24 protein-coding genes are annotated in these 23,781 nt (G+C 67.8%); 10 read left to right on the forward strand and 14 right to left on the reverse strand.

Annotated features, from left to right (window positions below; all coding sequences use genetic code 11):
* The first annotated feature begins 77 nt into the window (after positions 1 to 77).
* Both G6N64_RS24860 and G6N64_RS24865 read left to right on the forward strand, forming a co-directional pair.
* A complete protein-coding gene (locus G6N64_RS24860) occupies positions 78 to 794 on the forward strand; it encodes an enoyl-CoA hydratase/isomerase family protein (RefSeq protein ID WP_163802100.1) in 717 nt (238 codons plus the stop codon).
* Between the two features lie 144 nt (positions 795 to 938).
* The gene (locus G6N64_RS24865; protein WP_163800480.1) at positions 939 to 1,142 is read left to right on the forward strand and encodes a cold-shock protein; all 204 of its coding nucleotides are present in this window, start codon (positions 939 to 941) and stop codon (positions 1,140 to 1,142) included.
* A gap of 136 nt (positions 1,143 to 1,278) precedes the next feature.
* Here G6N64_RS24865 and G6N64_RS24870 read toward each other — a convergent pair whose 3' ends face one another.
* Positions 1,279 to 2,082, reverse strand: coding sequence for an SDR family NAD(P)-dependent oxidoreductase (locus tag G6N64_RS24870; RefSeq protein ID WP_163800481.1), 804 nt, complete (start codon positions 2,080 to 2,082; stop codon positions 1,279 to 1,281).
* The gene (locus G6N64_RS24875; protein WP_246230791.1) at positions 2,075 to 2,524 is read right to left on the reverse strand and encodes a nuclear transport factor 2 family protein; all 450 of its coding nucleotides are present in this window, start codon (positions 2,522 to 2,524) and stop codon (positions 2,075 to 2,077) included. Before G6N64_RS24875 ends, G6N64_RS24870 begins: the two co-directional genes overlap by 8 nt.
* 102 nt (positions 2,525 to 2,626) lie before the next feature.
* Between G6N64_RS24875 and G6N64_RS24880 the strand changes: the two genes are divergently transcribed.
* Positions 2,627 to 3,046 (forward strand): Rv2576c family protein, encoded by a 420-nt coding sequence (locus G6N64_RS24880; RefSeq protein ID WP_246230792.1) that lies wholly within the window; start codon positions 2,627 to 2,629, stop codon positions 3,044 to 3,046.
* Positions 3,047 to 3,063: 17 nt separating this feature from the next.
* Here the strand turns inward: G6N64_RS24880 and G6N64_RS24885 are convergent, their stop codons facing one another.
* On the reverse strand, positions 3,064 to 3,675 hold the full coding sequence (locus tag G6N64_RS24885; protein WP_163800483.1) for a TetR/AcrR family transcriptional regulator: 612 nt from the start codon (positions 3,673 to 3,675) through the stop codon (positions 3,064 to 3,066).
* Positions 3,676 to 3,875: 200 nt separating this feature from the next.
* Between G6N64_RS24885 and G6N64_RS24890 the strand changes: the two genes are divergently transcribed.
* Together G6N64_RS24890 and G6N64_RS24895 are read left to right on the forward strand one after the other, a co-directional pair.
* Complete coding sequence (locus G6N64_RS24890) at positions 3,876 to 5,156, forward strand: cytochrome P450 (RefSeq protein ID WP_163800484.1); 1,281 nt, start codon at positions 3,876 to 3,878, stop codon at positions 5,154 to 5,156.
* A 120-nt stretch (positions 5,157 to 5,276) separates the two neighbouring features.
* Positions 5,277 to 5,780 carry a hypothetical protein gene (locus G6N64_RS24895; RefSeq protein ID WP_163800485.1) on the forward strand — a complete coding sequence of 168 codons (504 nt, stop codon included), beginning with the start codon at positions 5,277 to 5,279 and terminating at the stop codon, positions 5,778 to 5,780.
* 19 nt (positions 5,781 to 5,799) lie between these two features.
* Here G6N64_RS24895 and G6N64_RS24900 read toward each other — a convergent pair whose 3' ends face one another.
* Positions 5,800 to 6,198 (reverse strand): hypothetical protein, encoded by a 399-nt coding sequence (locus G6N64_RS24900; RefSeq protein ID WP_163800486.1) that lies wholly within the window; start codon positions 6,196 to 6,198, stop codon positions 5,800 to 5,802.
* 167 nt (positions 6,199 to 6,365) lie between these two features.
* Between G6N64_RS24900 and G6N64_RS24905 the strand changes: the two genes are divergently transcribed.
* Positions 6,366 to 6,878, forward strand: a complete 513-nt coding sequence (locus G6N64_RS24905; RefSeq protein ID WP_246230793.1) for an Rv2253/PknI dimerization domain-containing protein — start codon at positions 6,366 to 6,368, stop codon at positions 6,876 to 6,878.
* A 52-nt stretch (positions 6,879 to 6,930) separates the two neighbouring features.
* Here G6N64_RS24905 and G6N64_RS24910 read toward each other — a convergent pair whose 3' ends face one another.
* The 10 genes from G6N64_RS24910 to G6N64_RS24955 form a co-directional block, all read right to left on the reverse strand.
* A complete protein-coding gene (locus tag G6N64_RS24910; protein ID WP_163800487.1) occupies positions 6,931 to 8,685 on the reverse strand; it encodes an MCE family protein in 1,755 nt (584 codons plus the stop codon).
* Positions 8,685 to 10,052 carry an MCE family protein gene (locus tag G6N64_RS24915; protein WP_163800488.1) on the reverse strand — a complete coding sequence of 456 codons (1,368 nt, stop codon included), beginning with the start codon at positions 10,050 to 10,052 and terminating at the stop codon, positions 8,685 to 8,687. The genes G6N64_RS24910 and G6N64_RS24915 overlap by 1 nt, the downstream gene beginning before the upstream one ends.
* A gap of 14 nt (positions 10,053 to 10,066) precedes the next feature.
* A complete protein-coding gene (locus G6N64_RS24920) occupies positions 10,067 to 11,581 on the reverse strand; it encodes an MCE family protein (protein WP_163800489.1) in 1,515 nt (504 codons plus the stop codon).
* Positions 11,581 to 12,672, reverse strand: coding sequence for an MCE family protein (locus tag G6N64_RS24925; protein WP_163800490.1), 1,092 nt, complete (start codon positions 12,670 to 12,672; stop codon positions 11,581 to 11,583). Before G6N64_RS24925 ends, G6N64_RS24920 begins: the two co-directional genes overlap by 1 nt.
* Positions 12,672 to 13,697 (reverse strand): MCE family protein, encoded by a 1,026-nt coding sequence (locus G6N64_RS24930; RefSeq protein ID WP_163800491.1) that lies wholly within the window; start codon positions 13,695 to 13,697, stop codon positions 12,672 to 12,674. The genes G6N64_RS24925 and G6N64_RS24930 overlap by 1 nt, the downstream gene beginning before the upstream one ends.
* Positions 13,694 to 14,887, reverse strand: coding sequence for an MCE family protein (locus G6N64_RS24935; protein WP_163800492.1), 1,194 nt, complete (start codon positions 14,885 to 14,887; stop codon positions 13,694 to 13,696). Before G6N64_RS24935 ends, G6N64_RS24930 begins: the two co-directional genes overlap by 4 nt.
* A gap of 13 nt (positions 14,888 to 14,900) precedes the next feature.
* The gene (locus G6N64_RS24940; protein WP_163800493.1) at positions 14,901 to 15,758 is read right to left on the reverse strand and encodes an MlaE family ABC transporter permease; all 858 of its coding nucleotides are present in this window, start codon (positions 15,756 to 15,758) and stop codon (positions 14,901 to 14,903) included.
* An 11-nt stretch (positions 15,759 to 15,769) separates the two neighbouring features.
* On the reverse strand, positions 15,770 to 16,579 hold the full coding sequence (locus tag G6N64_RS24945; RefSeq protein ID WP_163800494.1) for an MlaE family ABC transporter permease: 810 nt from the start codon (positions 16,577 to 16,579) through the stop codon (positions 15,770 to 15,772).
* Between the two features lie 777 nt (positions 16,580 to 17,356).
* Positions 17,357 to 18,574 carry a CaiB/BaiF CoA transferase family protein gene (locus G6N64_RS24950; protein WP_163800495.1) on the reverse strand — a complete coding sequence of 406 codons (1,218 nt, stop codon included), beginning with the start codon at positions 18,572 to 18,574 and terminating at the stop codon, positions 17,357 to 17,359.
* A gap of 22 nt (positions 18,575 to 18,596) precedes the next feature.
* Complete coding sequence (locus G6N64_RS24955; RefSeq protein ID WP_163800496.1) at positions 18,597 to 20,090, reverse strand: aldehyde dehydrogenase family protein; 1,494 nt, start codon at positions 20,088 to 20,090, stop codon at positions 18,597 to 18,599.
* Between the two features lie 269 nt (positions 20,091 to 20,359).
* Between G6N64_RS24955 and G6N64_RS24960 the strand changes: the two genes are divergently transcribed.
* From G6N64_RS24960 to G6N64_RS24975, 4 genes are read left to right on the forward strand one after another with little or no spacing between them, the layout of a single operon-like run.
* Entirely contained in the window at positions 20,360 to 21,061 is a 702-nt protein-coding gene (locus tag G6N64_RS24960; RefSeq protein ID WP_163800497.1) for an SDR family NAD(P)-dependent oxidoreductase, read from the forward strand.
* Between the two features lie 47 nt (positions 21,062 to 21,108).
* Positions 21,109 to 21,969 carry a mycofactocin-coupled SDR family oxidoreductase gene (locus G6N64_RS24965; RefSeq protein ID WP_163800498.1) on the forward strand — a complete coding sequence of 287 codons (861 nt, stop codon included), beginning with the start codon at positions 21,109 to 21,111 and terminating at the stop codon, positions 21,967 to 21,969.
* A 27-nt stretch (positions 21,970 to 21,996) separates the two neighbouring features.
* Entirely contained in the window at positions 21,997 to 22,188 is a 192-nt protein-coding gene (locus G6N64_RS24970; protein ID WP_163800499.1) for a ferredoxin, read from the forward strand.
* Positions 22,189 to 22,213: 25 nt separating this feature from the next.
* Entirely contained in the window at positions 22,214 to 23,563 is a 1,350-nt protein-coding gene (locus tag G6N64_RS24975) for a cytochrome P450 (protein ID WP_174266728.1), read from the forward strand.
* Positions 23,564 to 23,781 lie beyond the last annotated feature (218 nt).

Genomic DNA, 23,781 nt, shown 5'->3' on the forward strand with positions numbered 1-23,781 from the left:
GGATGTCCCCGGGATGCTATTCTCCGTCCGCGAGAATGCCAATACCGCAAGGAGAGAACGTGGCCGACGACAGCCGCATGGTCGACCTGACCGTCGACGACGGACTGGCCGTCATCACGATCGACCGCCCCCATGCGCGGAACGCCATCTCTCTGACGACGATGGACCGACTCGACGAGGCACTCGACGGCGCCGCCGGCGCACGCGCACTGGTGATCACCGGCGCCGGCGACAAGGCGTTCGTCTCGGGCGGCGACCTGAAGGAACTCGCCGCCCTGCGCACCGAGGAGGACGCCCGGGCGATGGCGTGGCGCATGCGCCGCGTGTGCGACCGGATCGCGAGCTTCCCGGGTCCGGTCCTCGCCGCGTTGAACGGACACGCACTGGGTGGCGGCGCGGAGGTCGCCGTCGCCGCCGACATCCGCCTGGCCGCCGACGACGTGCGGATCGGCTTCAACCAGGTCGCACTCGAGATCATGCCCGCGTGGGGTGGCGCCGAGCGGCTCGCCGCCCTCGTCGGACGGAGCCAGGCCCTGCTGCTCGCCGGCACCGGCGTCGTCCTGGACGCCACCGAGGCCCAGCGGGTGGGGCTCGTCCAGCGCGTTGTTCCGCGGCACGCGTTCGAGGACGAGTGGCGAGCCGTGGCACGAAAGTTGGCCCACCGCGCGGCATCCGAGGTGAAGCGGGTCATGTCCGGGGCCTCGCCCGATGAAGCGGTGGCGGCGTTCGCCCGGCTGTGGGTGGACGACGCGCACTGGGTGGCCGCCGACGCGGTGATGAACCGTCGCCGGTAGACCCGGCCACCAGTTCGGGCCGACGTGGAGTCGGACCGGAGAACATTGAGCAGAACTGGGCTCACGAGGCAAACACCGTGCTAGGGTTTGGCTTGGATGTCTGTCTGATGACATCTGTGAATACCAAGAAATGGGAATATCTGTATGACGCAGGGCACTGTCAAATGGTTCAACGCGGAAAAGGGCTTCGGCTTCATCACCCCGGACGGAGCCAGTGAAGACGTTTTCGTCCATCACTCGGAGATCCAGTCTCAGGGCTACCGCACACTCGACGAGAACCAGCGGGTCGAGTTCGAGATCACCCCAGGCGCTAAGGGACCCCAGGCAACTGGCGTCACCACGCTGTAACTGAGCTTCACTCTTCTGCGCCGCTCGCACGGTGTCCCCTCGGGGTCATCAGCGGGCGGCGCAGTCGTATGTCACGAGTGAAGCGATCTTCCGCAGACGGCATGTCGCGCAACGTAATTCGCGCCAGCCGAGCCGGTCAGCTGGTCGATCGCTTGTCCGCGAAGTCCTTCGAGGCGATGCTCATCATCTCAACGAGCGCGCGTCGGTCGATGGTCCACACCTGTGCCGCCACCGCGCGGTTGTTCTCCCCCACGACGTGCACGGGACCGTTCCCGACGTTCTCGACGATCTCGCGGGCCACGTCCTCCGACGTCATGTGAGCCCGGGGGTCGTACTCGAGGCCCATCCGCCGCAGCGCCGGCGTGTACGTCATCCCGAGTGGCATCACGCACACGTCGACGCCGTGTGGTTCCAGCTCCGCCCACAGACCCTCGCCGAAGTTGTGTTGGAACGCCTTGACGCCGGAGTACATGGCGAGCGTCGCCGACCCGGCGACGCACGCGAGCGAGGCGACGAGCACGATGCCACCCCGGCCCCGTCCTCGCATCGCCGGTCCGAAGTGGCGAGCGAGGACGACGGGTCCGACGCAGTCGAGCGCGATCTGGTGCAGCGAGTAGTCGAGTTCGTTGTCGAGGAAATCGGACGTTCGGTCCGACGCCCCCGCGTTGTAGACGACCAGACCGACCTCGAGTCCGTCGGTGGCCGATGCGACGCGCTGCTCGAGGTCGTCGACCGTCAGGTCGAGCACGACCGACCGGACCTCGACGCCGTGCCGCTCGCGCACGCCTGCGGCGACCTCCTCCAGCAGCACGGCATTGCGGGCGATGAGCACCAGATGCACTCCGCGCGAGCCCAATTCGTCGGCCAGACAGGCGCCGATGCCCTCGGACGCCCCGGCGATGACCGCCCACGGACCGTACCGCTCGGCGACGTCAGTCACGGTCGGCGCCCGCCGCGGTGGCGGCACCCGCCCTGGCGCCACCGGTCAGCATCCGTGCCATGTGGGTCGAGCGCCGCCAGATCCGCCAACCCGCGTCGGTCCGGACGAGCACGTCGTCGTAGTGACCGACGACGTCGATCCAGTTGTCGGCGTCGCCGGGGGTGAGTAGCAGCACCGCATGCACGTAGGACCTCGCCGTTGCCCGGTCGCCGTCCACGTCGACGACGAGGTTGGTGAGACGGTGGTAGGTCGGCCCCATCGACCCGTGCAGTTCGGACATCAGCTCGGTGAACGCATCCGGGTCGGTGAACCGGCCCACTTCGGCGTAGTCGACCTCCACCTCGTCGGCCCAGCACGTCCGGAACAGCGGCCAGTCCTTGGAGTCGATGCCGGTGGCGTAGCGGATGAGTACGTCGCTGATCTGGGCGATGTCGGGGTCCACCCGTCGGACGCTAACACCTTCCGCGGAAACACCGGCGGCCATTGCGAACGTCGTTCTAGTATTGCGGTAACGATGTTTCCGCCCGGGAGGACGACGACGACCATGAAGCGCTTGGTGACGGCTGCGCCCGTTCTGGTCCTGCTGCTGGGCGGTCTGACGTCGACGGCTGCGACGGCGTCCGCCGAGGGGCCGCCGTTGCGGCACGTGAAGTACACCGTCTTCACCGAGAGCCCGTTTGCGCAGGCGGAGATCTACTACCGCGACGTCGATCCCCCGAACTTCGCCGAGTACAGCCACAATCCGTACGCCTTCAGCCCGAACGTCGAGGCCGACCTGGGGCCCAGCCAGATGTGGACCCTCGACGTGATGCTGGCCAACCCGGATCAGTGGGCGATGGTGACCGCGACGAGCCTCGACTCCCCGCAGCAACCCAACTTCCACTGCGTCATCGCCGTGGACGGCCAGGTGGTGGTGACCGACCAGGGGCCCAGGGGAGCACTCTGCTCCATCCGGAACTGGTGACCTCGAGGATCGTTCCGTCAGGCCGACGCGGAGGCGTCGACCGGCGCTCGCTCGCCCTCCAATTGGCGCAACCACTCCTCGCAGAACGACAGCATCTCCTCGTGGCCGAACGAGATGCCGAGCGACTGCTCCAGGACCAGCACCCGCGACACACTGGTCGCGAAGACCGCCCAGACCACGGCCGGCACGTCGGACCTCTCCTGCCCGTAGCGCTTGAGCGCGGCGGTCATCACCTCGACCTGTTGCTCGCGGAAGCGGTCGGCGAAGACGGCGATCTCGGCGCGCAGTGCCTTGCGGTGGTTGGCGAGACCCATGAACTCCATGGTCAGTCTGGCGACGTGCGGATCGCTGCCGAACTCCCACATCGCCCAGAGCGGCTGATCGGACTTGAGCACCTCCGCGTGAGCCTCGAGGCCCAGCTTGGACATCCGCCGGAACACCTCGATGAACAGGTCGTCCATGGTGCGGAAGTAGTAGTGCACCAGTTGCGGTTTGAGGCCCGCGCGCTCGGCGACGCGGCGCGACGTCACGGCCGCGTACCCGTCCTCGAGCATCAGTTGCTCAGCGGCGTCCAGCAGCACCCCACGGTTCTTGGCCTCCGGCGCACCGATCCTCCGGTCCGATGCCATGCCCACACTTCCTTCTTCCACAGCCGTAGCGCCTCGGGTATGCACGCAGATCGTAGTCGCTGGTCGGGCCCGCGAACCTTGACCGCGACAGTACGCCATGCTAAGCAGGTGCTCAGCACTTTCACCTCAACTGCCGCCGGACAGCTCGCCGGCGTGCGATCCGACTCCCTGCCTAGCGGCTCCGGAAGGAACTCCCCTCGATGACCACCGACTTCGACGCCGTCGACTACTTCACCGACCAGTCGCTGGTTCCCGACCCACACCCGTACTTCGACCACCTCCGCAGCAAGTGCCCGATCGTTCAGGAACCGCACTACGGCGTCCTGGCCATCACCGGGTACGAGGAAGCGGGCCAGGTCCTGAAGGACACCGACACCTTCTCGTCGTGCATCGCGGTGGCGGGTCCGTTCCCGCCGCTGCCGTTCACCCCCGAGGGCGACGACATCACGGACCAGATCACCGTGCACCGGCCCCAGATGCCGATGTTCGAGCACATGGTCACGATGGACCCGCCCGATCACACCAATGCCCGCTCTCTGCTCAACCGGCTGCTGACGCCGCGCCGGTTGAAGGAGAACGAGGACTTCATGTGGCGCCTCGCCGACGAATGCCTCGACGACTTCGTCGCGGCGGGGAAGTGCGAGTTCCTCACCGCCTACGCAAAGCCCTTCTCGCTGTTGGTGATCGCCGACATGCTCGGCGTGCCCCAGGAGGACCACGAGGAGTTCCGAATCGTTCTCGGTGCGCCTCGGCCCGGCGCGCAGGTCGGCTCCCTCGACGGCGACCTCGTGGGCCTGAACCCACTGGCATGGCTCGACGACAAGTTCGTCGGCTACCTCGAGGAGCGTCGCGAGTCGCCGCGCGACGACGTGCTCACGTCGCTCGCCACCGCCATGTACCCCGACGGCTCGGTGCCGCCGGTGCTCGAGGTGGCGCGGTCCGCGACGTTCCTCTTCGCCGCCGGGCAGGAGACCACCACCAAGCTGCTGTCGGCGTCGATGAAGGTGCTGGGTGAGCGTCCGGACGTCCAGCAGGCGCTCCGCGACGACCGCACCCGCATCCCGGTCTTCGTCGAAGAGTCTCTGCGCATGGACGCTCCGGTGAAGAGTCAGTTCCGACTCGCCAAGAAGCCGACCAAGGTGGGCGACACCATGGTGCCCGCCGGCACGACGGTGATGGTGTGCCCCGGTGCCGTCAACCGCGACCCTGGCCGCTTCGACAACCCCCACGTGTTCGACCTGGACCGCAAGAACGTGCGGGAGCACATCGCGTTCGGCCGAGGTGTGCACTCGTGCCCCGGTGGCCCGCTGGCCCGCGTCGAGGGTCGCGTGTCGATCGAACGCATCCTGGATCGCATGGGCGACATCAGGATCGACGACGAGAAGCACGGCCCCGAGGGGCAGCGCAACTTCACCTACGAACCCACGTTCATCCTGCGCGGTCTGACCGAGATCAACATCGAGTTCACCCCGACCGGCTAGCGGGCCACGACGCAGTTCCGTTGTGGCAACGGCGAAACCGTCGGACCGAAGCGACTGACGGCGGTACGACCAGAGGATAGGCTGTGCCGAATGATGGGCTCGCGACGACGGGAGACTGCTGTGGCCACGACCGCTGAGGCGACGGCCAGGGGTGCTGGGATCGCCGTCGCCCTGCTCCTGTCGGCGACGGCCCTCGCACCCACGGCGAGCGCGGGTGAGGGACCGAAGATGAAGGTCGGCAACTACGAGGTGGCGAACAACCGCTGGAACGATCACTCGTTCGTGTGGTCGGTCACCCACTCCTGCGGCGCCCCCGACTGCGGTACCTACTTCGTGGATCCGGTCATCAACCCCGACGACGGGAACCTGAACGTCATCGCGATCCCGCGGCCGCTGAAGAGTCAGCGGTTCCAGAACACGGCGTACCACCAGGACGGTCGCTACACCGTGACCGTCGACGTCATCGACGGGGTGCGATGCATCGGGTACAACCTGCCGTCGCATGACGTCTACTCGTGGGACGCGGTCTCGCTCGCGGGCACCATCACGTCGACCTACGACGCGGGATGCCTTGGAGCGCCCGGCGGTACGAGTACGTACGACTTCTCGCTGATCCCGTTCTAGGTCCCGGAGCGGCGGTGGCTCAGATGTCGCCGCGAGTCCACGTGGCGGCGCCGTTGCGGGTGTCACACGACAGGAACAGACCGTCCGGGGCCTGCGCCATCTCGCCGTCGCGCCCGGAACAGTTGGCGCCTTCGATCTTGATGCCCCGCAACTCCAGCGACCGGAACCACCGCGGTTCCTTGCGACGTGGTGAGCCGCAGAACACGATCCGCCCCCACGACGTCACGCCGAACACGTAGTAGGTGGTGTTCGTGCAGGGGGCGCCCAGCACCGCACCGGGCTGAATCCCGGGAACGCACGACGGGTCGTTGCATTCGGGTGCCGGAGGAGCCGGCGGCGGTTCGGCCGCGACGGGAGGCGCTGACAGCACTCCGACGGCCAGCAGGCCGGCGGCGACTGCGGACAGGGCGATGCGCACGACACCCACTGTCGCACAACGGAGAGCGAAATTCTCCGGATCCGAGAAGATGAACGAGCGGACCGCCTGCGTCAGCCGTCCGAACCCGTCCGCCGACCGGTGCCGAAGTGTTATTCTTCGACTCGAGAACGGCATTGCCGCCGGCCAGCCGAACCGAGGAGCAGATCGTGGGCCGATTCCGGGCGCTCGCCGGCACGGTGACCCTGGGTGCCACGCTCGGAATGCCCTGCGCGCCACAGGCGGCGGCCGAGTACGAGCAATACGCCATGAACGGCACCTACTCCGTCGTGTCGAACGGCGAGTGGGCCCGGATGAACGATCGGTACCAGGACGAGCCCACGGTCCGAAGCACCTGGGACGTCTCGACGACGTGCACGTCGGCCATCACGTGCTCCGGCACCGTGACCAGCAGCCTGGGGTGGACGGAGAACGTGTACACCGGCACCGGGAACATGTGGTACGTGAAGCACTATGTGCCGGATTGGATTCCGTGCCCGGACGGCACCCGGGCGCCGGGTCTCCAGGTGTACCGGTTCTACCCGTCTACCGATGAGGGTCTGTCGAAGCGGATCTCCGACCTGTGGGTCGGCGAAGACCAGACGACCGGCGAGAGCGGAAACTGCGGCCGCAACAAGTCCCTCGTGCTCAACCTGCCGGTGAAGATCAGCAAGATCGCCTGAGCGGCAACCGAACTCCGGGCGCCCCGTCCTCGACGGGACGCCCGGGCTGGTCTCAGTGCAGCAGCAGGTCCTTCCACGAGGTGACCAGCGGCTTGTCCGCCACCAGGTTCGTCACCCTGTACAACTTCCCGTCAGATCCCACGTACTCGCCCGTTCGCGGGTTGTACTGCGCGAACGCGACACTGGGACCCTTGCCGCTCCCCCGCGTCCCGAATGCGCTGGGTGCGGCGGGTATCGCGCCGCCGTCGGCCGGCGGGGCGACGATCTCGCTCGGGGGCGCCGGCGCCACGGGCTGGGCGGCCGGCAACACGGGCTGCGCGGGGGCCACGTCGGGAGCCGGTCCCGGCGGTGGGCCGAGGGGCGCGATGGGCTGACCGTTCAGCGAGTTGCCCTCGGGGGGCGGCGGCGCGATCGCCGTCGCGATCGGCGCCTCCAGCGGCGACACGGGCGTCCCGAGCGGCACGGGGCCCGGCGGCGTTCCCGACGGAACCGCTCCCGGCGGCAGCGGGGTGCCCTCCACGGGCGCGTAGATGTCGTCGCCGAGGGTGGCCCGGTCGTCGATCGGGATGCCCTGCGCGACGAGACTCGGATCGAAGGGGGCGGGACCCGTCGCGTGCTGGCGCATCGCCAGGGGCTGGAACGGCTTGTCGCTGTTGCAGATCTGCACGGTCGGCGCGCGCTTCCCGGGCTTCCTGATGCACGGGAAGTTGCGGGCGCCGCGTACCGAGATCGGCGAGTCCTGAGGCAGCTTGCAGTAGATGTCGTCCGGGGTGTCGATGTCCGATTCGTCGGCAGGCGACCGCCAGGACGACGGGGGCAGGAAGCCCACCGTGCACGCGGGTGGATCGCTGACGGTTGCCGCGAAGTCACCTCGGGCGCCACCGGTCGAATCCGAGCCCGACGAATACGACTGCTGCTGGGCGAAGTACGGCGGCAGGAGCACCAGCAGCTGCTCGAGCGATGCGTTGTACGTCATCAGGATCTCGCTGACCGTGCCCAGATTGCCCAGCAGGACGGGCAGGGTCGGCTTGAGCTGGGTCAGGAAGCTCGACACCTCGTCGGAGAATCCCGGGAACGTCTGCAACACCGTGCGGACCTGCGGGTCGTTCGCGGCGAGTTGCTCGGTGAAGCCGGAGAGGCTCCGGGCCCACGTCCGGATGGAGTCGGACGTCGCGGCCTGGCCTTCGAGCAGCGGACGGCTGTCGTCGGCGAGCGCCTTGGTCTGATCCGCGACACCCTCGAGTTCCGAACTGAGGGTGGCGCCGGAGTCCAGCAGGGAGCCGAAGTCGAATGCCGCCCCGTCGAAGCCCTTGTAGGTCTCGTCGAGCAGGTCGCTCAGACGATCCGAGGGGAAGGTGCCGACGAGCCTGCTGACCTTGTCGAGCACCGGCCCGACCGCGGGCGGCAGCGAGACGTTCCCTCCCTCGATGACCGAGCCGCTCCCGAGGAACGGGCCCGAGTCGGTGCGCGGCCGCAGGTCGACGTACTGCTCGCCGACCGCCGACACGCTTCGGACCTGAGCCTCCAGGTCGGCGGGCACCTTCGGCGACGTGGCGATCGACAACGTCGCCACCGCACCGGTTTCCGTGAGCTTGAGGTCGGTGACCTTGCCGATCTCCACACCACGGTAGGTGACGTTGCTGAACCGGTAGAGGCCACCGGAACTCGGCAGCTTCAGCGTCACCTCGTAACGCCCGATGCCCAGCAGGGTCGGCAGCTGCACGTAGGTGAACGCCATCCACGTCACGCCGATGATCGACACGACGGTGAAGATCGCCAGCTGCACCTTGATGAATCTCGTCAGCATCAGCTACCTCCCCCGTACGGACCGGCGAAGATCGGTCCGCCTCCGGCCGGCGGCGGTGGACTGTCGACCAGCGCCCCGTCCGCGTTCTGCTGCGGGACGACCGGCAGCACCGGTCCGGTGATGGGCGGTGGCGGCGGGGCCTGAGGCAGCGACCCCGGACCCGGCAGGCTCCGGTCCGCGCCGGGCGGGTCCGCGGTCAGTCCGGCGGTCGGCGGGTTGCCGGGCAGCGCGGACAATGGGCCACCTGGCGGCTGAGGGGCCAGCGGCCGGCCCAGCGGATCGAAGGTGTACCGCTGGAAGAACGGTTCGCCCGGGAGCGGAACCAGGTCGCGGCCCTCCTGGCCGGCACGTGATCCGAGGAAGATCGACTTGCGCAATCGCGGCCCGGAGATGTCGACCGTCGCGAAGAGGTTGATGAAGTCGCCGCGCACCGCGCGGTCGATCAGGTTCTGGCCGTAGGGGAAGACCGTGGCATACGCGAGGCTCGCGTCGAGGTCGGGTCCGACGTCGGCGAGGGCTTTGATGGTCGGCTGGAGATTCTTCAGATTCTTCACCAGGTCGTCTCCGGAGTCGTTGACGAGCCGGGTTGCGACGTCGCTGAACTGGCCGAGTTTGGTGAGCGCCGTCGTCAGCTGCGGGCGTTCCCGGTCCAGCACTTCGAGCGCCCGCGGAATGCGTTGCAGTGCACGGTCGATGACGTCGCGCCGGTCGGCGAAGTTGGATGCCACGCGGTTGAGTCCCTCGATGGTGGCCACCAGGCTCTGGCGCTGCTGATCGAGGACGCCGATGAACTCGTCGAGGCGGGTGAGGAGGTTGCGCCAGTCCTCCTCGCGGCCGGACAACGCCTGGTTGAAGGTGTGGACGACGTCACCGATCTGGCCCAGACCGCCGGCGTTGACGACCACCGACAGCGACGACAGCGTCTCCTCGGTCGTCGGGTAGGTGGACGACTCGTTGAGTCCGATGGTGGAACCGGGCGGCAGGGCGCCCTCGGGCGCTTGACCGAGCGGCGGGTTGAGGGCCAGGTGCATGGATCCGAGGAGGCTGGTCTGACCCACGCTGGCCACCGCGTTGGCGGGGACCACGACGTCGGGCTTGACCGAGATCTCCACGTTCGCGTGCCAGTCCTGCACGTCCATCCTGCCGACGCTGCCCACCACCACGTCGTTCATGAGGACCGGCGAATTCGACTCCAGCGTGGCGACGTTCGCGATCTGGACGTGATAGGTCACCGCGTCCGGGCCGCGGCCGACGGCACCCGGCAACGGCAGTGAGTTGATGCCCTGGAACGCACACCCCGACGCGGAGACCGCCACGGCGGTACCCACCGCGAGCAGTCGGGTCAGCGCTCCTCGAGGACGACGCATCGGTGCTCCGCTCATCATGATGGTGGCGTCCCCTCGGCGGGTAGCAGCGGTCCCGGAACGGGACCGGCCGGTGGCGGCTCGGCGGGGAGCATCAGGTCGGGCAGCCCGGGGTCGGCTGGCGGCGTCCCCGATGCGGGTGGCGCGACTGGAGGTCCGATGCGAGGAGGGTCCGTCGGCACCGGCGCTCCCGGGTACAGCGCGGGGAACGGCGCGATGTTCGGCCGGTCCGGTGCCGAGAACGGGCCTGGCGGAGGCGGTCCCATTCCCGGCGGCGGCGGCACGTCGCCGTCGAGTCCGGTGTAGGCCGAGATCTCCGGTGGGTTCTCGGGCACCCTGGGCTCACCACCCGCACCACCGGGAGCGAGCTTGGGATCGGCGTACACGATGTTCTCCGGGCTGGCCGACTTCGCGAGGTACGGGTTGAGCGGCACCGGGATGTAGTTCAGGTTGAGCAACCGCAGGGCGGGGCCCAGGTACTGCTGACACAGCTTGGCCGTCTCGGGCGCGGTCGTGTTCTGGGTCGCGCCGATCATGCCGCAGACGAACTGCATGGGGCTGGCGAGGTTGGGGATCGAGAAGCCGCCGCGCGGGGTTCCGGTGTCGGGGTCGTAGATGTTGTAGCCGTTTGCGAAGGAGTTCGGCGCCACGTGCAGAACCTGTTCGAGATCGGTCTTGACGTCCACGAGGGTCTGGGAGACCTGGCGCAGTCCCTCGAGCTGCTCGACGGTCTGGCTGCGGGTGTCGACCACGAAGCGCTTCACCTCTCCGATCGCGACCGACAGGTCGGTCAGGGCCGCGTCGAGGTCGGACCGGCTTCCGTCGAGCACGCTCGACAGCGTTGCGAGCCGATCGTTGAACGACACGATCTGCTCGTTGCTGTCCCGTAGGGCGGTCACGAAGATCTGCAGGTTCTTGATGATGCCGACGAAGTCGCCACTGCCCTCGGCCAGCACGCGGCCCACGCCGGACAGCTCGGCGAGCGTTCGGCGGAGCTTGTCCCCGTTGCCCGCCAGCGAGTTCGCCGCGCTGTCGATGAACCGCCCCACCGAACTCGTCGACGTGTCCCCGGTGGGCGCGAGGTCGGTGGCGAGCCGCTCGAGCTGTTCCTTGACCTCGTCCCACTCGACGGGCACCCCCGTGCGATCCATCGGGATGACGGCGCCATCGGCGATCTCGGGGCCGCCCGTGGTCGTGCGGTACGCGGGGGTGAGCTGAACGTAGCGCGCGGCGACGAGGTTCTGCGCCACGATGATCGCCTTGGCGTCGGCAGGCACGGGTACGCCGTGGTCCACCGACAGGGTCAGCCTCGTCTGCGTGCCCTCGGGGTCGATGGAGTCGATGGTGCCGACCCGGACGCCCGAGATGCGGACGTCGTCACCCGGATAGATCGCCGTGGCGGCCGGAAAGTACGCGGTGATCGTCGTGGGCGCGAACAACATCGCCCGCAGGACGAGAAACCCGCCGGCGACGAGCGCGACCACCAGCATGGTCGCCACGGCCGGCTTCAGCCAGCTCCGGGACGTCGCCATCACCGCGAACCTCCCGGAATGGCGTTGTAGGGCAACGGGACTTCTGCACGCGGCCCCGTCTCCGGCGTGGTGGGCGGCACGCCGGCACCGAAGGCACCGCGACGGAAGCCGAACGCGTAATCGAGGAACGGCTGCAGCAGCTGCGCGGGCTGGAAGTTCGGCACGTAGGCGGTGTAGTAGAAGCCGCTCGAGACGGCCTCACCGAGGATGGTCTGGTACTTCGCGGCGCCGGGGATCGCCTTGGCCAGGTTGTCGCGGTTGCGCACCAGGACCTCGTTGACCTTGTTGAGCCGTTCGAGGGTCGGGGCGAGTTCCGCCTCGTTGTCCTTCACCAGACCGACGAGCTGCTTGGACACCGCCGAGGTGTTGGCCAGCAGGTCGACGATGGCCTGGCGGCGCTCCACCAGGATCGCCAGGAGGTCGTTGGCGTTGAGGATGAGGCTGTTCACCTGCGCGCTGCGCTCGGACAGGATGCCGGTGACGCTCGCCGCGGTCTTGAGCAGTTCGCCGAGGTTGCCGTCACGGCTGTTGAGCGCCTGCGACAGTCGGGACAATCCGTCGAAGGTCGGACCGAGGCGTGGGGAGATCTGATCGAGCGTCGTCGACAGGGTGTCCAGCGATTGGTTCAGCGCGGCGGTGTCGGTGCCCGCGGTGTTGTTCGTCAGTTCACCGACCGCATCGCTGAGCGAGTAGGGCGACGACGTTCGCGCCACGGGGATGGTCTCGGTGCGGCTGAGCGACCCGCTGCCCGCGGACTCGAGGGTGAGTACGCGCTCGCCGAGCAGCGTCCCCGTCTTGATCTGCGCGGTGGTCTCGGCTCCGAGCGGGTACTTGCTGGCGACGGTGAAGGCGACCAGCGCCTCGCCGTCGTCCAGCGTCACGTCGGTCACCGATCCGATCTTGATGCCGGACAGGGTGACGTCGTTGCCGACGCCGATCCCGCCTGCCTCGGCGAACAGCGCCCGGTACTGCAGTGACGTCGCGTAGGACATCAGCCGCTCCGGCTGCAGGCCGACGGCGATGACGAGGATGGCGAGGACGACGCCCATGAAGCCGGCGCGCGCCAGTTTCGCTCCGCGGTATTTGAGCATTACGGCTCAGCGCACCTTCCGTTTTCCTGCTTGATGAAGGGGAAGAACGAGGCCCTGCCCTGCAGGTCGGTCACCCTGATCGAGAGTTCGCAGATGTAGTACTGCACGAAGGCGCCGTAGGAACCGATGCGGGCGAGCTTGCGGTAGTTACCGGGAGCCCGCATCAGCGCGCCGTCGAGATATCCCTTCCCGCTCTCCAGATTGGGTGCCAGACGGTTGAGTTCGTCGACCGTGCCGGCGAGCGGCGGCCTCGCCTGCGTCAGCAGGTCCGCCAGCGAGGCGGTGCCGTTGTCGAGTGAGGTGATCGCGGTGGCGATCGGGTCCCTGTCCGTCGACAGGCCGGAGATGAGCTTCTCGAGCCGATCGATCGCGCCGGAGAACTGGTCGCCGTCCTTGGAGATCGTGGCCAGCGTCGCGTTGAGGTTGTCGATGAGCTGCTGGACCGTCTCGTTGTTGTCCGCCAACGTGTTCGAGAACGACGAGGTGCGTGAGAGCAGGGAGTCGAGCGTGCCCTCCTGCCCCTGGAACACCTGCACCAGCGACGCGCTCAGCGCGTTCACGTCCTGCGGGTTGAGCCCCTGGATGACGGGTTTGAGACCGCTGAGGAGCAGGTCGAGGTCGAGCGCCGGCTGCGTACGGTCGACCGGGATCTGAGCACCGGCCGGAAGCAGCATCGTGGAACCGGGCCCGTCGATCAAGTCGAGGTAGCGGTCGCCGGTGAGGTTGAGGTAGCGGATCGCCGCCTGGGTGCCGCTCGTCAGCTTCACCTTCTCGTCGGCGTCGAAGCCGACCAGCACGTTGCGATCGGACTGCAGTGACACGTCGGTCACGGTGCCCACCCGGATGCCCGCCACCCGCACGGTGTCGCCCACCGCCAGCCGCGACGCGTTCGTGAACACCGCGGAGTAGTCGTTCGTCGATCCGGTCCGATACTGCCCGAAGGTGAAGAACAGGAACACGGTCAGCACGCACATGACGACGGCGAAGGCACCGAACTTGAGCATCATGCGCACCGAGCCGCTCATCCGGGCTGCCCGATCTGCGCGGTGTTGCGGGGCGGCCCGTCGATGTCACCGAACAGCGCCTGCTTCAGCCCATCGGAGTTCAGCAGCACGCCCTGGTTCCCGTAACTCCACGGGTTGGCGCCGACGTCGGCGACCAGGAACGGCGGGCGCTTGTTGCTCGGCACGATCGGCAGCATCTGGTCCTTGCAGGACGGTCCGCTCTTCGCGGCCACCTTGGGCAGGTCCTGCGGATAGCGGTAACGCTCGACGCCGAGGGTGAAGTTCGCGGTCACGTCGACACCGGGTCGGTCGAGCGCCGGGGTGTAGAGGAACGGGATCAGGCCCTGGATGCCACAGCGGAGGTTCTCCTGGTACTGGCTCGCGGTCGACAGCGTCGGCACCAGCATGCGCAGCAGGTCGGTGAGCGGCTGCCGGCTCTCCCCCACGACGTCGTTGCCGACGTCGGCCAAACCGATTGCACTGACCAGGAATCCGTCGAGGTTCTGCTCCTGGTCGACCAGGGTGTCGCCGACCTTCGTGGTGCTGTCGAGCACGTTGAGCAGTTCGGGGGCGGTGTCGGCGTAGCCGCTGATGGCGACCGGCACGACCTCGAGGTCACGATTGATGTTGCCCAGGCTGGGATTCAGCTTGTCGAGCAGCGCCGAGAAGTCGGTCACCGTCTGGCCCAGCTTCTCGCCGCGGCCCTTGAGCGCACCCGAGAGTGCACCGAGGGTCTCGTTGAGCTTCACCGGGTCGACGGCCTTGAGCACCGAGGTGAGCTGCTGGAACAGGGTGTTCGTCTCGACGGTGACGCGTTGCACGCCGAGTTGCTGACCGCTCGCCAAGGGGACCGACGAGGGATCGGGCGGCGCCACCAGTTCGACGGACTTGGCGCCGAACACGGTCGACGACGCGATGTCGACCGTCACGTTGCCCGGAATGTCCTTGAGCTGTTCGGGATCCATGGCCAGTTTGAGGACCGCCGTGCCGTCCGGCCGGTTCTCGATCGACTCGACCTGGCCGACCTGGACGCCCCGCATCTTGACCTTCGCCTCGGGGTTCATCACCAGGCCGGCACGTTCGGAGACGACGGTGACCGGCACCGTGGTGCCGAATCCGCCTCGGAACAGCCCGATCGAGAAGAACACGATGCCGGCGAGCACCACGACGGTCACGAGACCGGCGAGCGGCCGAACCGCTGAGTTGGACATCGACCCGCTCCTCCTATCCGGACAGGTTGAAGTTGCCGTTGGAACCGTAGACGGCCAACGAGACCAGAAGGGTGACCGAGACGACGACGATGAGGCTGGTGCGCACCGCATTGCCCACTGCGACACCGACTCCCGAGGGGCCGCCGGTGGCGAAGTAGCCGTAGAAGGTGTGGATCAGCAGGATCGACACCGCCATGAGGATCGCCTGCAGGAACGACCACAGCAGGTCGATCGGGTTGAGGAAGGTGTTGAAGTAGTGGTCGTAGAGCCCACCGGACTGCCCGAACAGCATCACCGTGGTGAAGCGGGACGCCAGGAACGACAGGATCACCGCGATCGAGTAGAGCGGGGTGATGGCGATCATCCCGGCGACGATGCGGGTGGAGACCAGGTACTGCACCGGTGGGATCCCCATCGACTCCAGTGCGTCGATCTCCTCGTTGATCCGCATCGCGCCCAGCTGTGCGGTCACGCCGGCGCCGAACGTGGCGGCCAGGCCGATGCCGGCGACCACCGGCGCGGCGATGCGCACGTTGATGAACGCCGCGAGGAATCCCGTGAGGGCCTCGATGCCGATGTCGCCCAGGCTCGAGTAGCCCTGCACCGCGAGCGTGCCGCCGGTGGCGAGGGTCAGGAAGCCGACGATCACCAGGGTGCCGCCGATCATCGCCAGCACCCCCGCACCCATGGAGATCTCCGCGATCAGCCGCACGATCTCCTTGCGGAAGTGCGCCGCGGCGTAGGGGGTGCCGGCGAGCGCACGACCGAAGAACAGGGTCTGGTCGCCGATGCGGCCCAGCACGTCCACCGGACGCCGTGCGGTTCGCGCGGCACGCGGGAAGCGGCTGCGAACCACCTGCATGGTGCCCATCAGCGCACCCCCTACTTCGCCGTCAACTGGATGCCGATGGCGGTGACGACGACGTTGATCACGAACAGCGCCATGAACGCGAACACGACGGTCTCGTTGACCGCGTTGCCGACCGCCTTGGCGCCGCCGCCGGTGATCGTGAGGCCGCGGTAGCACGCGATCAGTCCGGCGAACAGCCCGAACAGGGCGGCCTTGATGCAGGAGATGATCACCTCGGGCACACCGGTCAGCAGTGTGATGCCGGCCGCGAACGCTCCGGGGTTGACGTCCTGGACGAACACGGAGAAGAAGTAGCCGCCCAGGATCCCGATGATGACCACCAGGCTGTTGAGCAGGAACGCCACCAGGCCCGAGGCCAGCATCCGCGGGGTGACCAGACGCTGCACCGGGTTGATGCCCAGCACCTCCATCGCGTCGATCTCCTCGCGGATGGTCCGCGAGCCGAGGTCGGCACACATCGCCGTCGCCCCCGCACCGGCCACGATGAGCACGGTGACCAACGGCCCGACCTGGGTCACGGCGCCGAACGCCGCACCCGCGCCGGACAGGTCAGCCGCACCGAGTTCGCGCAGCAGGATGTTGAGGATGAAGCTCACCAGCACGGTGAACGGGATCGCGACCAGCAGTGTCGGCGCCAGCGACACGCGCGCGACGAACCACGACTGCTCCAGGAACTCCCGCCACTGGAACGGCCGGACGAACACGAACCGGAATGCGTCCACGCCCATCGAGAACAGCCCACCCACGGCCTGCATGGGCGCCCCGAGGCCCTTCGGCAGCGAGATGCCCGGCGACCACCGCTCCGGTCCCTTAACCGCCATGCGAACGGGATCCCTTCTCATTCGTCGTCGTCGATACCGCGATCGGACCGTCCGGGTTGTGCGCCAGAGCATTTGGCTGACCGTCGGGCTTGTGGACGGTGCTTCTCCGGAGCGGGTGGAACGACTCGACGCACTGTGTCACATCAATGCCACCCCGCGGGTGGCCTTTGACGGGAAATCCGGAACCGGGTTTCGTGGCAAACACTTTCCGAGACTGACGGTATCGGTCGCCGAGGTGGTCTCGGGCATGCCCGGATCCGGCCTGGCCGCTTCGACGCGCGTCGGCACGCATCACCCCTGCGGACGTGTCGCGGGTGGCGTCGGCACCCATGCGACAACCGGCGCATCCGGCCTCGGCGGCGGTCGACGTGCGGGGCGGCGCGCTGTCCCATGTTCTCGGGATGATCTGCCCGACAGGCGATCTCACCGGGCCGAGCCGTCCGTCCGGCCCGCGTGACCTGCCGGCGGCGGGAGCGGCGACGTCCGCGCCGGGGACGGGTCCGACGACGCGCACGGTGCGCCCGGTCGCCCGCCGGACGTCACGGACCGGCGTGGGTCGAGCCCCTGCGGCGGGCGGGACCCGGTTCGAGTTCGCCACGGTCGCGGCCCGAACGGCAACCGAAACCGTGGAACCGACCGCTCCACGACGCCCATACACCCCGACCGCTTCGTGTAACGGCACCCGCACGGCGGCGCACGCCGTCGAACGCCCGGCCGGTGGCCGTGCGCCGCTCGCCGCGTCGATCGGCATCGTGGTGTCTTCGCTCCCTCGGCCGCTCAGGTGACGGCGCCGGCCGTCTTGAGTTCGATGATCCGGTCCCAGTCCAGCCCGAGTTCGACGAGTATTTCGTCGGTCTGCTCGGCGAATCCGGGTGCCGGCCCGGTGCTGGGAGCACCGACGTCGAACTGCACCGGGTTGGCCACCAGCTCCAGTTCACCGGTGCTGACGATGTACTCGTTCGCCCTGATCTGCGGATCCTGGGCGGCCTGCAGCGTGTCCTGCACCGGAGCCCACGGCCCCGCCAGCGTTGCGAACCTCTCGGTCCATTCGGGCAGCGTGCGAGTCGCGATGACCTCGCGCAGGATCTCCACGGCCTCCGCCGTGTGCTCGGCGATGCTCTCGGCGGTGCCGAACCGTGGATCGTCGACGAGGTCCTCGCGGTCGACGTGCCTGCAGACGTCGGCCCAGAACTTCGTCGGCTGCATCATCACCAGGGAGATGTAGCGGTCGTCCTTGGTGCGGTACACGCCGACCAGCGGGTTGATCGGCGAGCCGTGCACCCCCGGCGGCGGCTGAACCATCAGCTGATCGAGGTGGGACGTCAGCGCCACGGTGTGGCCCATGGCCCACAGGCCGCTGCCGAGCAGCGACACGTCGACCACGGACGGTTCGCCGGTGCGCTCCCGCTTGAGAAGGGCCGCGGCGATGCCACCGGCGAGGTTGGTGCCGGAGATGGTGTCGCCGTAGGCCGGTCCGGGCGGGCCGATCATGCCCTCGATACCGGGCGGGGTGATCGTGGCGGCGGTGCCCGCGCGACACCAGAAGGCGGTCATGTCGTACCCGCCCTTGGTCGACTCCGCACCGCGCGGCCCGAGCGCGCTGCCCCTGGCGTAGACGATCGTCGGGTTCACGGCTCGGATGTCGTCGACGTCGATGCCGAACCGCGTGCGATGCCCGGGCAGGAAGCTGGTCAGGAAGACGTCGGCCTTACGCGCGAGTTCCAGCAGCACCTCGAGACCCTCGGGCTTCGACACGTCCAGACCGATGCTCCGCTTGCCCCGGTTCGCGTGCTCGATGTTCGGGTTGGGATCGCCTTCGACCCGCAACGGCCCGGTCTGACGCAGCCCACGCTGCGGGTCCCCGGTGACGGCGTGCTCGACCTTGATGACCTCGGCGCCCCACTCGGCGAGCACGGCGCCCGCCGACGGGACGAACCCGTACATCGCGACCTCGAGGACGCGGATGCCGTCCAGCGGCCCGGCCACTAGCGCCATCCCCTCTCCGCACGAGCGCTCATCAGCCGACCACCGTCGCGAATGTCTTCGACTCCAGGAACTCCTCGAGCCCGGCTGCACCCATCTCGCGGCCGATGCCCGACTGCTTGAACCCGCCGAACGGGCTGTCGGGACTGAAGTAGTTGCCGCCGTTGATGGAGAAGGTCCCCGTGCGGATGCGGCGCGCCACGCCCAACGCACGCTCCTGGTCACCGAACACCGCGCCCGAGAGACCGTAGATCGAGTTGTTCGCGATCCGCACGGCGTCGTCGTCGTCCTCGTAGGCGATGACCACGAGGACCGGTCCGAAGACCTCCTCCTGCGCGATCTCGCTGTCGGGGTCGACGTCGGTCAGCAGGGTGGGCGTGTAGAAGTAGCCCGGATCCTTCTTCTCTCCGCCGGTCACCAGGGTCGCACCCGCCTCGACGGCGCGCCGCACCATGGCGTCGACCTTGTCGCGCTGCTTCTCGCTGATCAGCGGACCCATGTAGGTCTTGGGGTCGGTCGGATCGCCGTAGCGCACGTGGGAGAAGTTCGTCTTCACCATCTCGACGATCTCGTCGTGATGCGCGCGCGGGACCAGCAGGCGAGACGTCAGCGCGCAGCCCTGACCGGCGTGGGTCACCATGCTGAACGCCGAGAACATCGCGGCGGTGCCGAAGTCCGCGTCGTCGAGCACGATCGCCGCCGACTTGCCGCCGAGTTCGAGGAACACCTTCTTCAACGTGTCGCTCGCGGCGGCCATGATGCGCCGACCGGTGGGCGTCGATCCGGTGAAGGTCACCATGTCGACGTCCGGACTCGTCGTCAACACGGCGCCGACGTCCGGATCCGACGAGCTGAGCACGTTGACGACGCCCGCCGGAATGTCGGTGTGTTCGGCGATCAGCTCGCCGAGCCGCAGGGTGATGAGGGGTGTGTCCGGTGCACCCTTGAGCACGACGGTGCACCCGGCGGCGAGCGCCGGTGCCAGCTTGGCCAGCGCCAGCTGATTCGGGTAGTTGTAGGCGATGATGGCCGCCACCACGCCGCCGGCTTCCTTCTCGACCCAGCGGTGGTGCTGCATGCCACGGCTCTCGATGTTCCCGAGGTCCTCGGTCAGCGGGTAGTCGCGCAGCAGGTCGGCGTAGTACTCGACGATCGCGATCGGCTGGTCGAGTTGGGCGCCCTGGGTCAGCGCCGGCGTCGCGCCGACCTCGGCGGTGGTGAGCGCCGCCAGCTCGTCGCGGTGCTCGACGAGTGCGGCGTGGAACTGCTCGAGGCAGCGCACCCGGAACGCCACGTCGGTGGCCCAGTCGCCGGCGTCGAATGCGCGGCGTGCGGCGGCGATGGCCCGCTCGGCGTCTGCCACGGTGCCGTCCGGGGCGTATCCGAGGACGTCGCCGGTCGCGGGGTTGCGGGACGCGAAGACGTCCGTGGCCCCGACCAGCTCGCCGTCGATCAGCATCCGGCGCTGCGACGCGTGCTCGACGGACGGCGCGGATTCGCCTTCGGAGATGGTCGGCGTCTGGGACATCCAGCCTCCTGGCTATGGGTTCTGGCGCGCTGTTCGCACTGTGATGGAAATTTCATTCTCATCGACGGCGAATCTTACATTCGCCCGGTGAGAACACAACAATGACTAGATGACCTAGTCAGCTTGCCGGAGAGGCCGGTCGGCATACGACAGGCAACGCGACGGGGGGCGTTCGATCTTGCGGTTCCGTCGACTTCGAGAGTACGGTTCTCATAATCGAAAGGGAGATTCTTGATGGACGAGGCGACACTGTGCACCAAGGCGGCCGCGTGAAGAACGCCGTCGTCACGGGCGGCGGTTCGGGAATCGGCCAGGCCATCGCCAACCGGCTGCGCGCCGACGGGTACAACGTGGCGATCCTGGACCTCACCGCGTCGGACACCGAATTCAGTTTCGTCGCCGACGTCACCGATCGGGCCGCAATCGACGAAGCGCTGACGGGAATTCGCGCGCAGCTCGGTCCCGTGTCGATTCTGGTGAACGCCGCCGGCCTGGACAGCTTCAAGAAGTTCCAGGACGTGTCCTTCGAGCGCTGGCTGCGCGTCATCGACGTCAACCTTCACGGCGTCTTTCACTGCATCCAGGCCGTGCTGCCCGACATGCTCGAGGCCGGCTGGGGCCGGATCGTGAACATCTCCTCGTCGAGCACGCACTCGGGCGCGCCCTACATGGCGCCGTACGTGGCCGCGAAGTCGGCCGTGAACGGCCTCACCAAGACGCTGGCGCTCGAGTACGGACCCAGCGGCATCACGGTCAACGCCGTGCCACCCGGTTTCATCGACACCCCGATGCTGCGGGCGGCCGCGGACAAGGGCTTCCTCGGCGACATCGAGCAGACCATCGCCGCCACCCCGGTCCGGCGCATCGGCAGGCCCGAGGACATCGCCGCGGCGTGCGCCTTCCTCATCTCCGAGGAGGCCGGCTACATCACGGGCCAGATCCTCGGGGTCAACGGCGGGCGCAACACCTGAGCCGTCTCCACCCTCACACCACCGATTGCGCAATGAAGGGACAACCAGTGGGACGCGTATCAGGCAAGGTCGCATTCGTCACCGGCGCCGCACGCGGTCAGGGCCGCAGCCATGCGGTCCGTTTGGCCGAAGAGGGCGCCGACATCATCGCCGTCGACATCTGCGAGAACGTCGACTCGATCGGTTACGCGATGGCAACGCAGGAGGATCTCGACGAGACCGCGGCGTTCATCGAGAAGACCGGTCAACGCGTCTACACGGCGAAGGCCGACGTCCGGGAGGCCTCTCAGCTCAGGCAGGCGCTCGAGGAGGGCATGGCCCAGCTCGGCGGGCTCGACATCGTCGTCGCCCAGGCCGGTGTCGCGGGCATGAAGGGTCAGCCGCCGCTGCAGGCGTGGATCGACGTCATCAACACCAACCTGATCGGCACCATAAACGCCATCCAGGTCGCCCTGCCCCACCTGAAGGAAGGCGCGTCGATCATCGCCACGGGATCGACTGCGGCACTGATGGACACCAGCAAGAAGGACAACCCGGGCAACGATCCCGGTGGCATGGCGTACGTGCACTCCAAGCGCGCGCTCTCGAACTTCGTCCACGATCTCGCGACCGAACTGTCGCCGCGCGGCATCCGGGCCAACGTCGTGCACCCGACGAACTGCAACACCGACATGCTCCGCAGCGAGCCGATGTACCGGTCGTTCCGACCCGACCTCGAGAAGCCGGAACTCAAGGACGCCGAGCCCGTCTTCTACGTCCAGCAGGCCATGAAGGTTCCGTGGGTCGAGCCCGAGGACATCAGCAACGCCGTGCTGTGGCTGGCCTCCGACGAGGCGCGGTTCGTCACCGGGGCGCAACTGCGGATCGACGCAGGCGGCTATCTCAAGTGGTACGACTACCACAACTGACCCTCTCGATCGACAAGGAGTGCGACAGTGAAGGTTTCGGTTGACGGGACGCGTTGCCAGGGCCACACCCTGTGCGCGATGATCGCGCCCGACTCGTTCGAACTCGACGACGTCGACGGTCATGCCTCACCGGTTTCCGAGGAGGTGCCGGCCGATCAGGAGTCTCAGGTCACCGAAGCCGTCCACTCCTGCCCCGAGCAGGCCATCGTCATCGAATGACCTTGAACCACTAGGAGCCACGGCCGTGAGCATCGACGACGACCGCAAGATCAACACGTACCACTTCGACCGGCACACCCCGGAGTACCGCGAACAGTTCGGCAAGATCACCGAAGAGATGCAGGCGAAGTGCCCGGTCGCCTGGTCCGATACGTACGACGGGCACTGGGTCGCCGCGGACAGCAAGCACGTCTTCGAACTGGCGCGCTGTCCCGTGGTCTCCAATCACCACGACCTCACCGGCGAAACGCCGTATCAGGGCATCACGATCCCCAAGGCACAGCGGGCCACGGTCGTGCGCGGTGGCATCCTGGAGATGGACGAGCCCGAGCACAGCACCTACCGCGGTGCGCTCAACCCGTACCTCTCCCCCGCGGCGATCAAGCGGTGGCAGCCGTTCGTCGACGAGGTCGTCCGCGCCTCACTGGACGAGAAGATCGAGTCCGGTCACATCGACTTCGTCGACGACCTCGCCAACATCGTGCCCGCAGTTCTGACGCTGGCGATGATGGGGATCGAACTCGAGAAGTGGCCGGTCTACAGCGAGCCCGCGCACCTCTCGGTGTCCACCCCCGAGCACTCGCCCGACGCGGCGCGGGTCGCCGAGATGAGCAGACAGATGGGCATCGACATGCTCACCACCATGTTCGCGATGAAGGAGAACCCGCGCCCGGGCCTGATCAATGCACTTCTGCAACTGCGCATCGATGGAGAGCCCGCTCCCGATCTCGAGATCGTCGGCAACCTCGGGCTGATCATCGGTGGCGGTTTCGACACCACGACCGCCCTCACCGCGCATTCGCTGGAGTGGCTGTCGGAGAACCCGGACAAGCGCGAACTGCTCAGCCGCGAACGCGACACCCTGCTGAACCCCGCCACCGAGGAGTTCCTACGCTTCTACACGCCTGCCCCCGGTGACGGACGGACGTTCGCCGAGGACGTCGAAGTCGAGGGCCACCGCTTCAAGGAAGGCGAGCGGCTCTGGATCTCCTGGGCCATGGCCAACCGTGATCCGTCGGTCTTCGACGATCCCAACGAGATCATCCTGGACCGAAAGGGCAACCGGCACTTCAGCTTCGGCATCGGCGTGCATCGCTGCGTCGGGTCGAACGTGGCGCGCACCGTCTTCAAGGCGATGCTCACCGCCGTCTTGGACCGCATGCCGGACTACGTGTGCGACCCCGCGGGCACCGAGCACTACGAGACCATCGGCGTCATCCAGGGCATGAAGCACCTGCCCGCCGACTTCACACCCGGCAAGCGTCTCGGTCCGGGTCTGGACGAGACGCTCCAGCGCCTGCAGCGGGTCGTCGACGAGCAGCAGTCCGCGCGGCCCATCACCGAGCACAAGGACGCCGTCGTCATCGACTGGTAGCGGGCTTTTTGTCCGGCGAGCGTGCGTGTCTGCGGGCGACACGCCGCCGGGAAAACCGACTTTGCGCACGCTCGCGGGCGGTCGGTCGGCGGGGTCGCCTGGACGACGACGCAGTGCGCAGATCCAGCGGCGAGGCGGTGTGTCGCCCCGCCGCGTCATAAGTTGATGAAGCGTCCCAGCGCGGCCCTCAGCCGAGGGCGACGGTCGGCGAGAACGCC

The organism is Mycolicibacterium sediminis (assembly GCF_010731735.1).
In the GTDB taxonomy this organism is placed as follows: domain Bacteria; phylum Actinomycetota; class Actinomycetes; order Mycobacteriales; family Mycobacteriaceae; genus Mycobacterium; species Mycobacterium sediminis.

Bases quoted from the DNA above. Each gene is read 5' to 3' on its own strand.
- G6N64_RS24860 (WP_163802100.1), top strand. From the start codon at position 78: ATGGTCGACCTGACCGTCGACGACGGACTGGCCGTCATCACGATCGAC.
- G6N64_RS24955 (WP_163800496.1), bottom strand. From the start codon at position 20,090: ATGTCCCAGACGCCGACCATCTCCGAAGGCGAATCCGCGCCGTCCGTC.
- G6N64_RS24910 (WP_163800487.1), bottom strand. From the start codon at position 8,685: ATGCTGACGAGATTCATCAAGGTGCAGCTGGCGATCTTCACCGTCGTG.
- G6N64_RS24945 (WP_163800494.1), bottom strand. From the start codon at position 16,579: ATGGCGGTTAAGGGACCGGAGCGGTGGTCGCCGGGCATCTCGCTGCCG.
- G6N64_RS24920 (WP_163800489.1), bottom strand. From the start codon at position 11,581: ATGGCGACGTCCCGGAGCTGGCTGAAGCCGGCCGTGGCGACCATGCTG.
- G6N64_RS24940 (WP_163800493.1), bottom strand. From the start codon at position 15,758: ATGGGCACCATGCAGGTGGTTCGCAGCCGCTTCCCGCGTGCCGCGCGA.
- G6N64_RS24885 (WP_163800483.1), bottom strand. From the start codon at position 3,675: ATGGCATCGGACCGGAGGATCGGTGCGCCGGAGGCCAAGAACCGTGGG.
- G6N64_RS24880 (WP_246230792.1), top strand. From the start codon at position 2,627: ATGAAGCGCTTGGTGACGGCTGCGCCCGTTCTGGTCCTGCTGCTGGGC.
- G6N64_RS24865 (WP_163800480.1), top strand. From the start codon at position 939: ATGACGCAGGGCACTGTCAAATGGTTCAACGCGGAAAAGGGCTTCGGC.
- G6N64_RS24935 (WP_163800492.1), bottom strand. From the start codon at position 14,887: ATGTCCAACTCAGCGGTTCGGCCGCTCGCCGGTCTCGTGACCGTCGTG.
- G6N64_RS24925 (WP_163800490.1), bottom strand. From the start codon at position 12,672: ATGCTCAAATACCGCGGAGCGAAACTGGCGCGCGCCGGCTTCATGGGC.
- G6N64_RS24890 (WP_163800484.1), top strand. From the start codon at position 3,876: ATGACCACCGACTTCGACGCCGTCGACTACTTCACCGACCAGTCGCTG.
- G6N64_RS24950 (WP_163800495.1), bottom strand. From the start codon at position 18,574: ATGGCGCTAGTGGCCGGGCCGCTGGACGGCATCCGCGTCCTCGAGGTC.
- G6N64_RS24915 (WP_163800488.1), bottom strand. From the start codon at position 10,052: ATGCGTCGTCCTCGAGGAGCGCTGACCCGACTGCTCGCGGTGGGTACC.
- G6N64_RS24930 (WP_163800491.1), bottom strand. From the start codon at position 13,697: ATGAGCGGCTCGGTGCGCATGATGCTCAAGTTCGGTGCCTTCGCCGTC.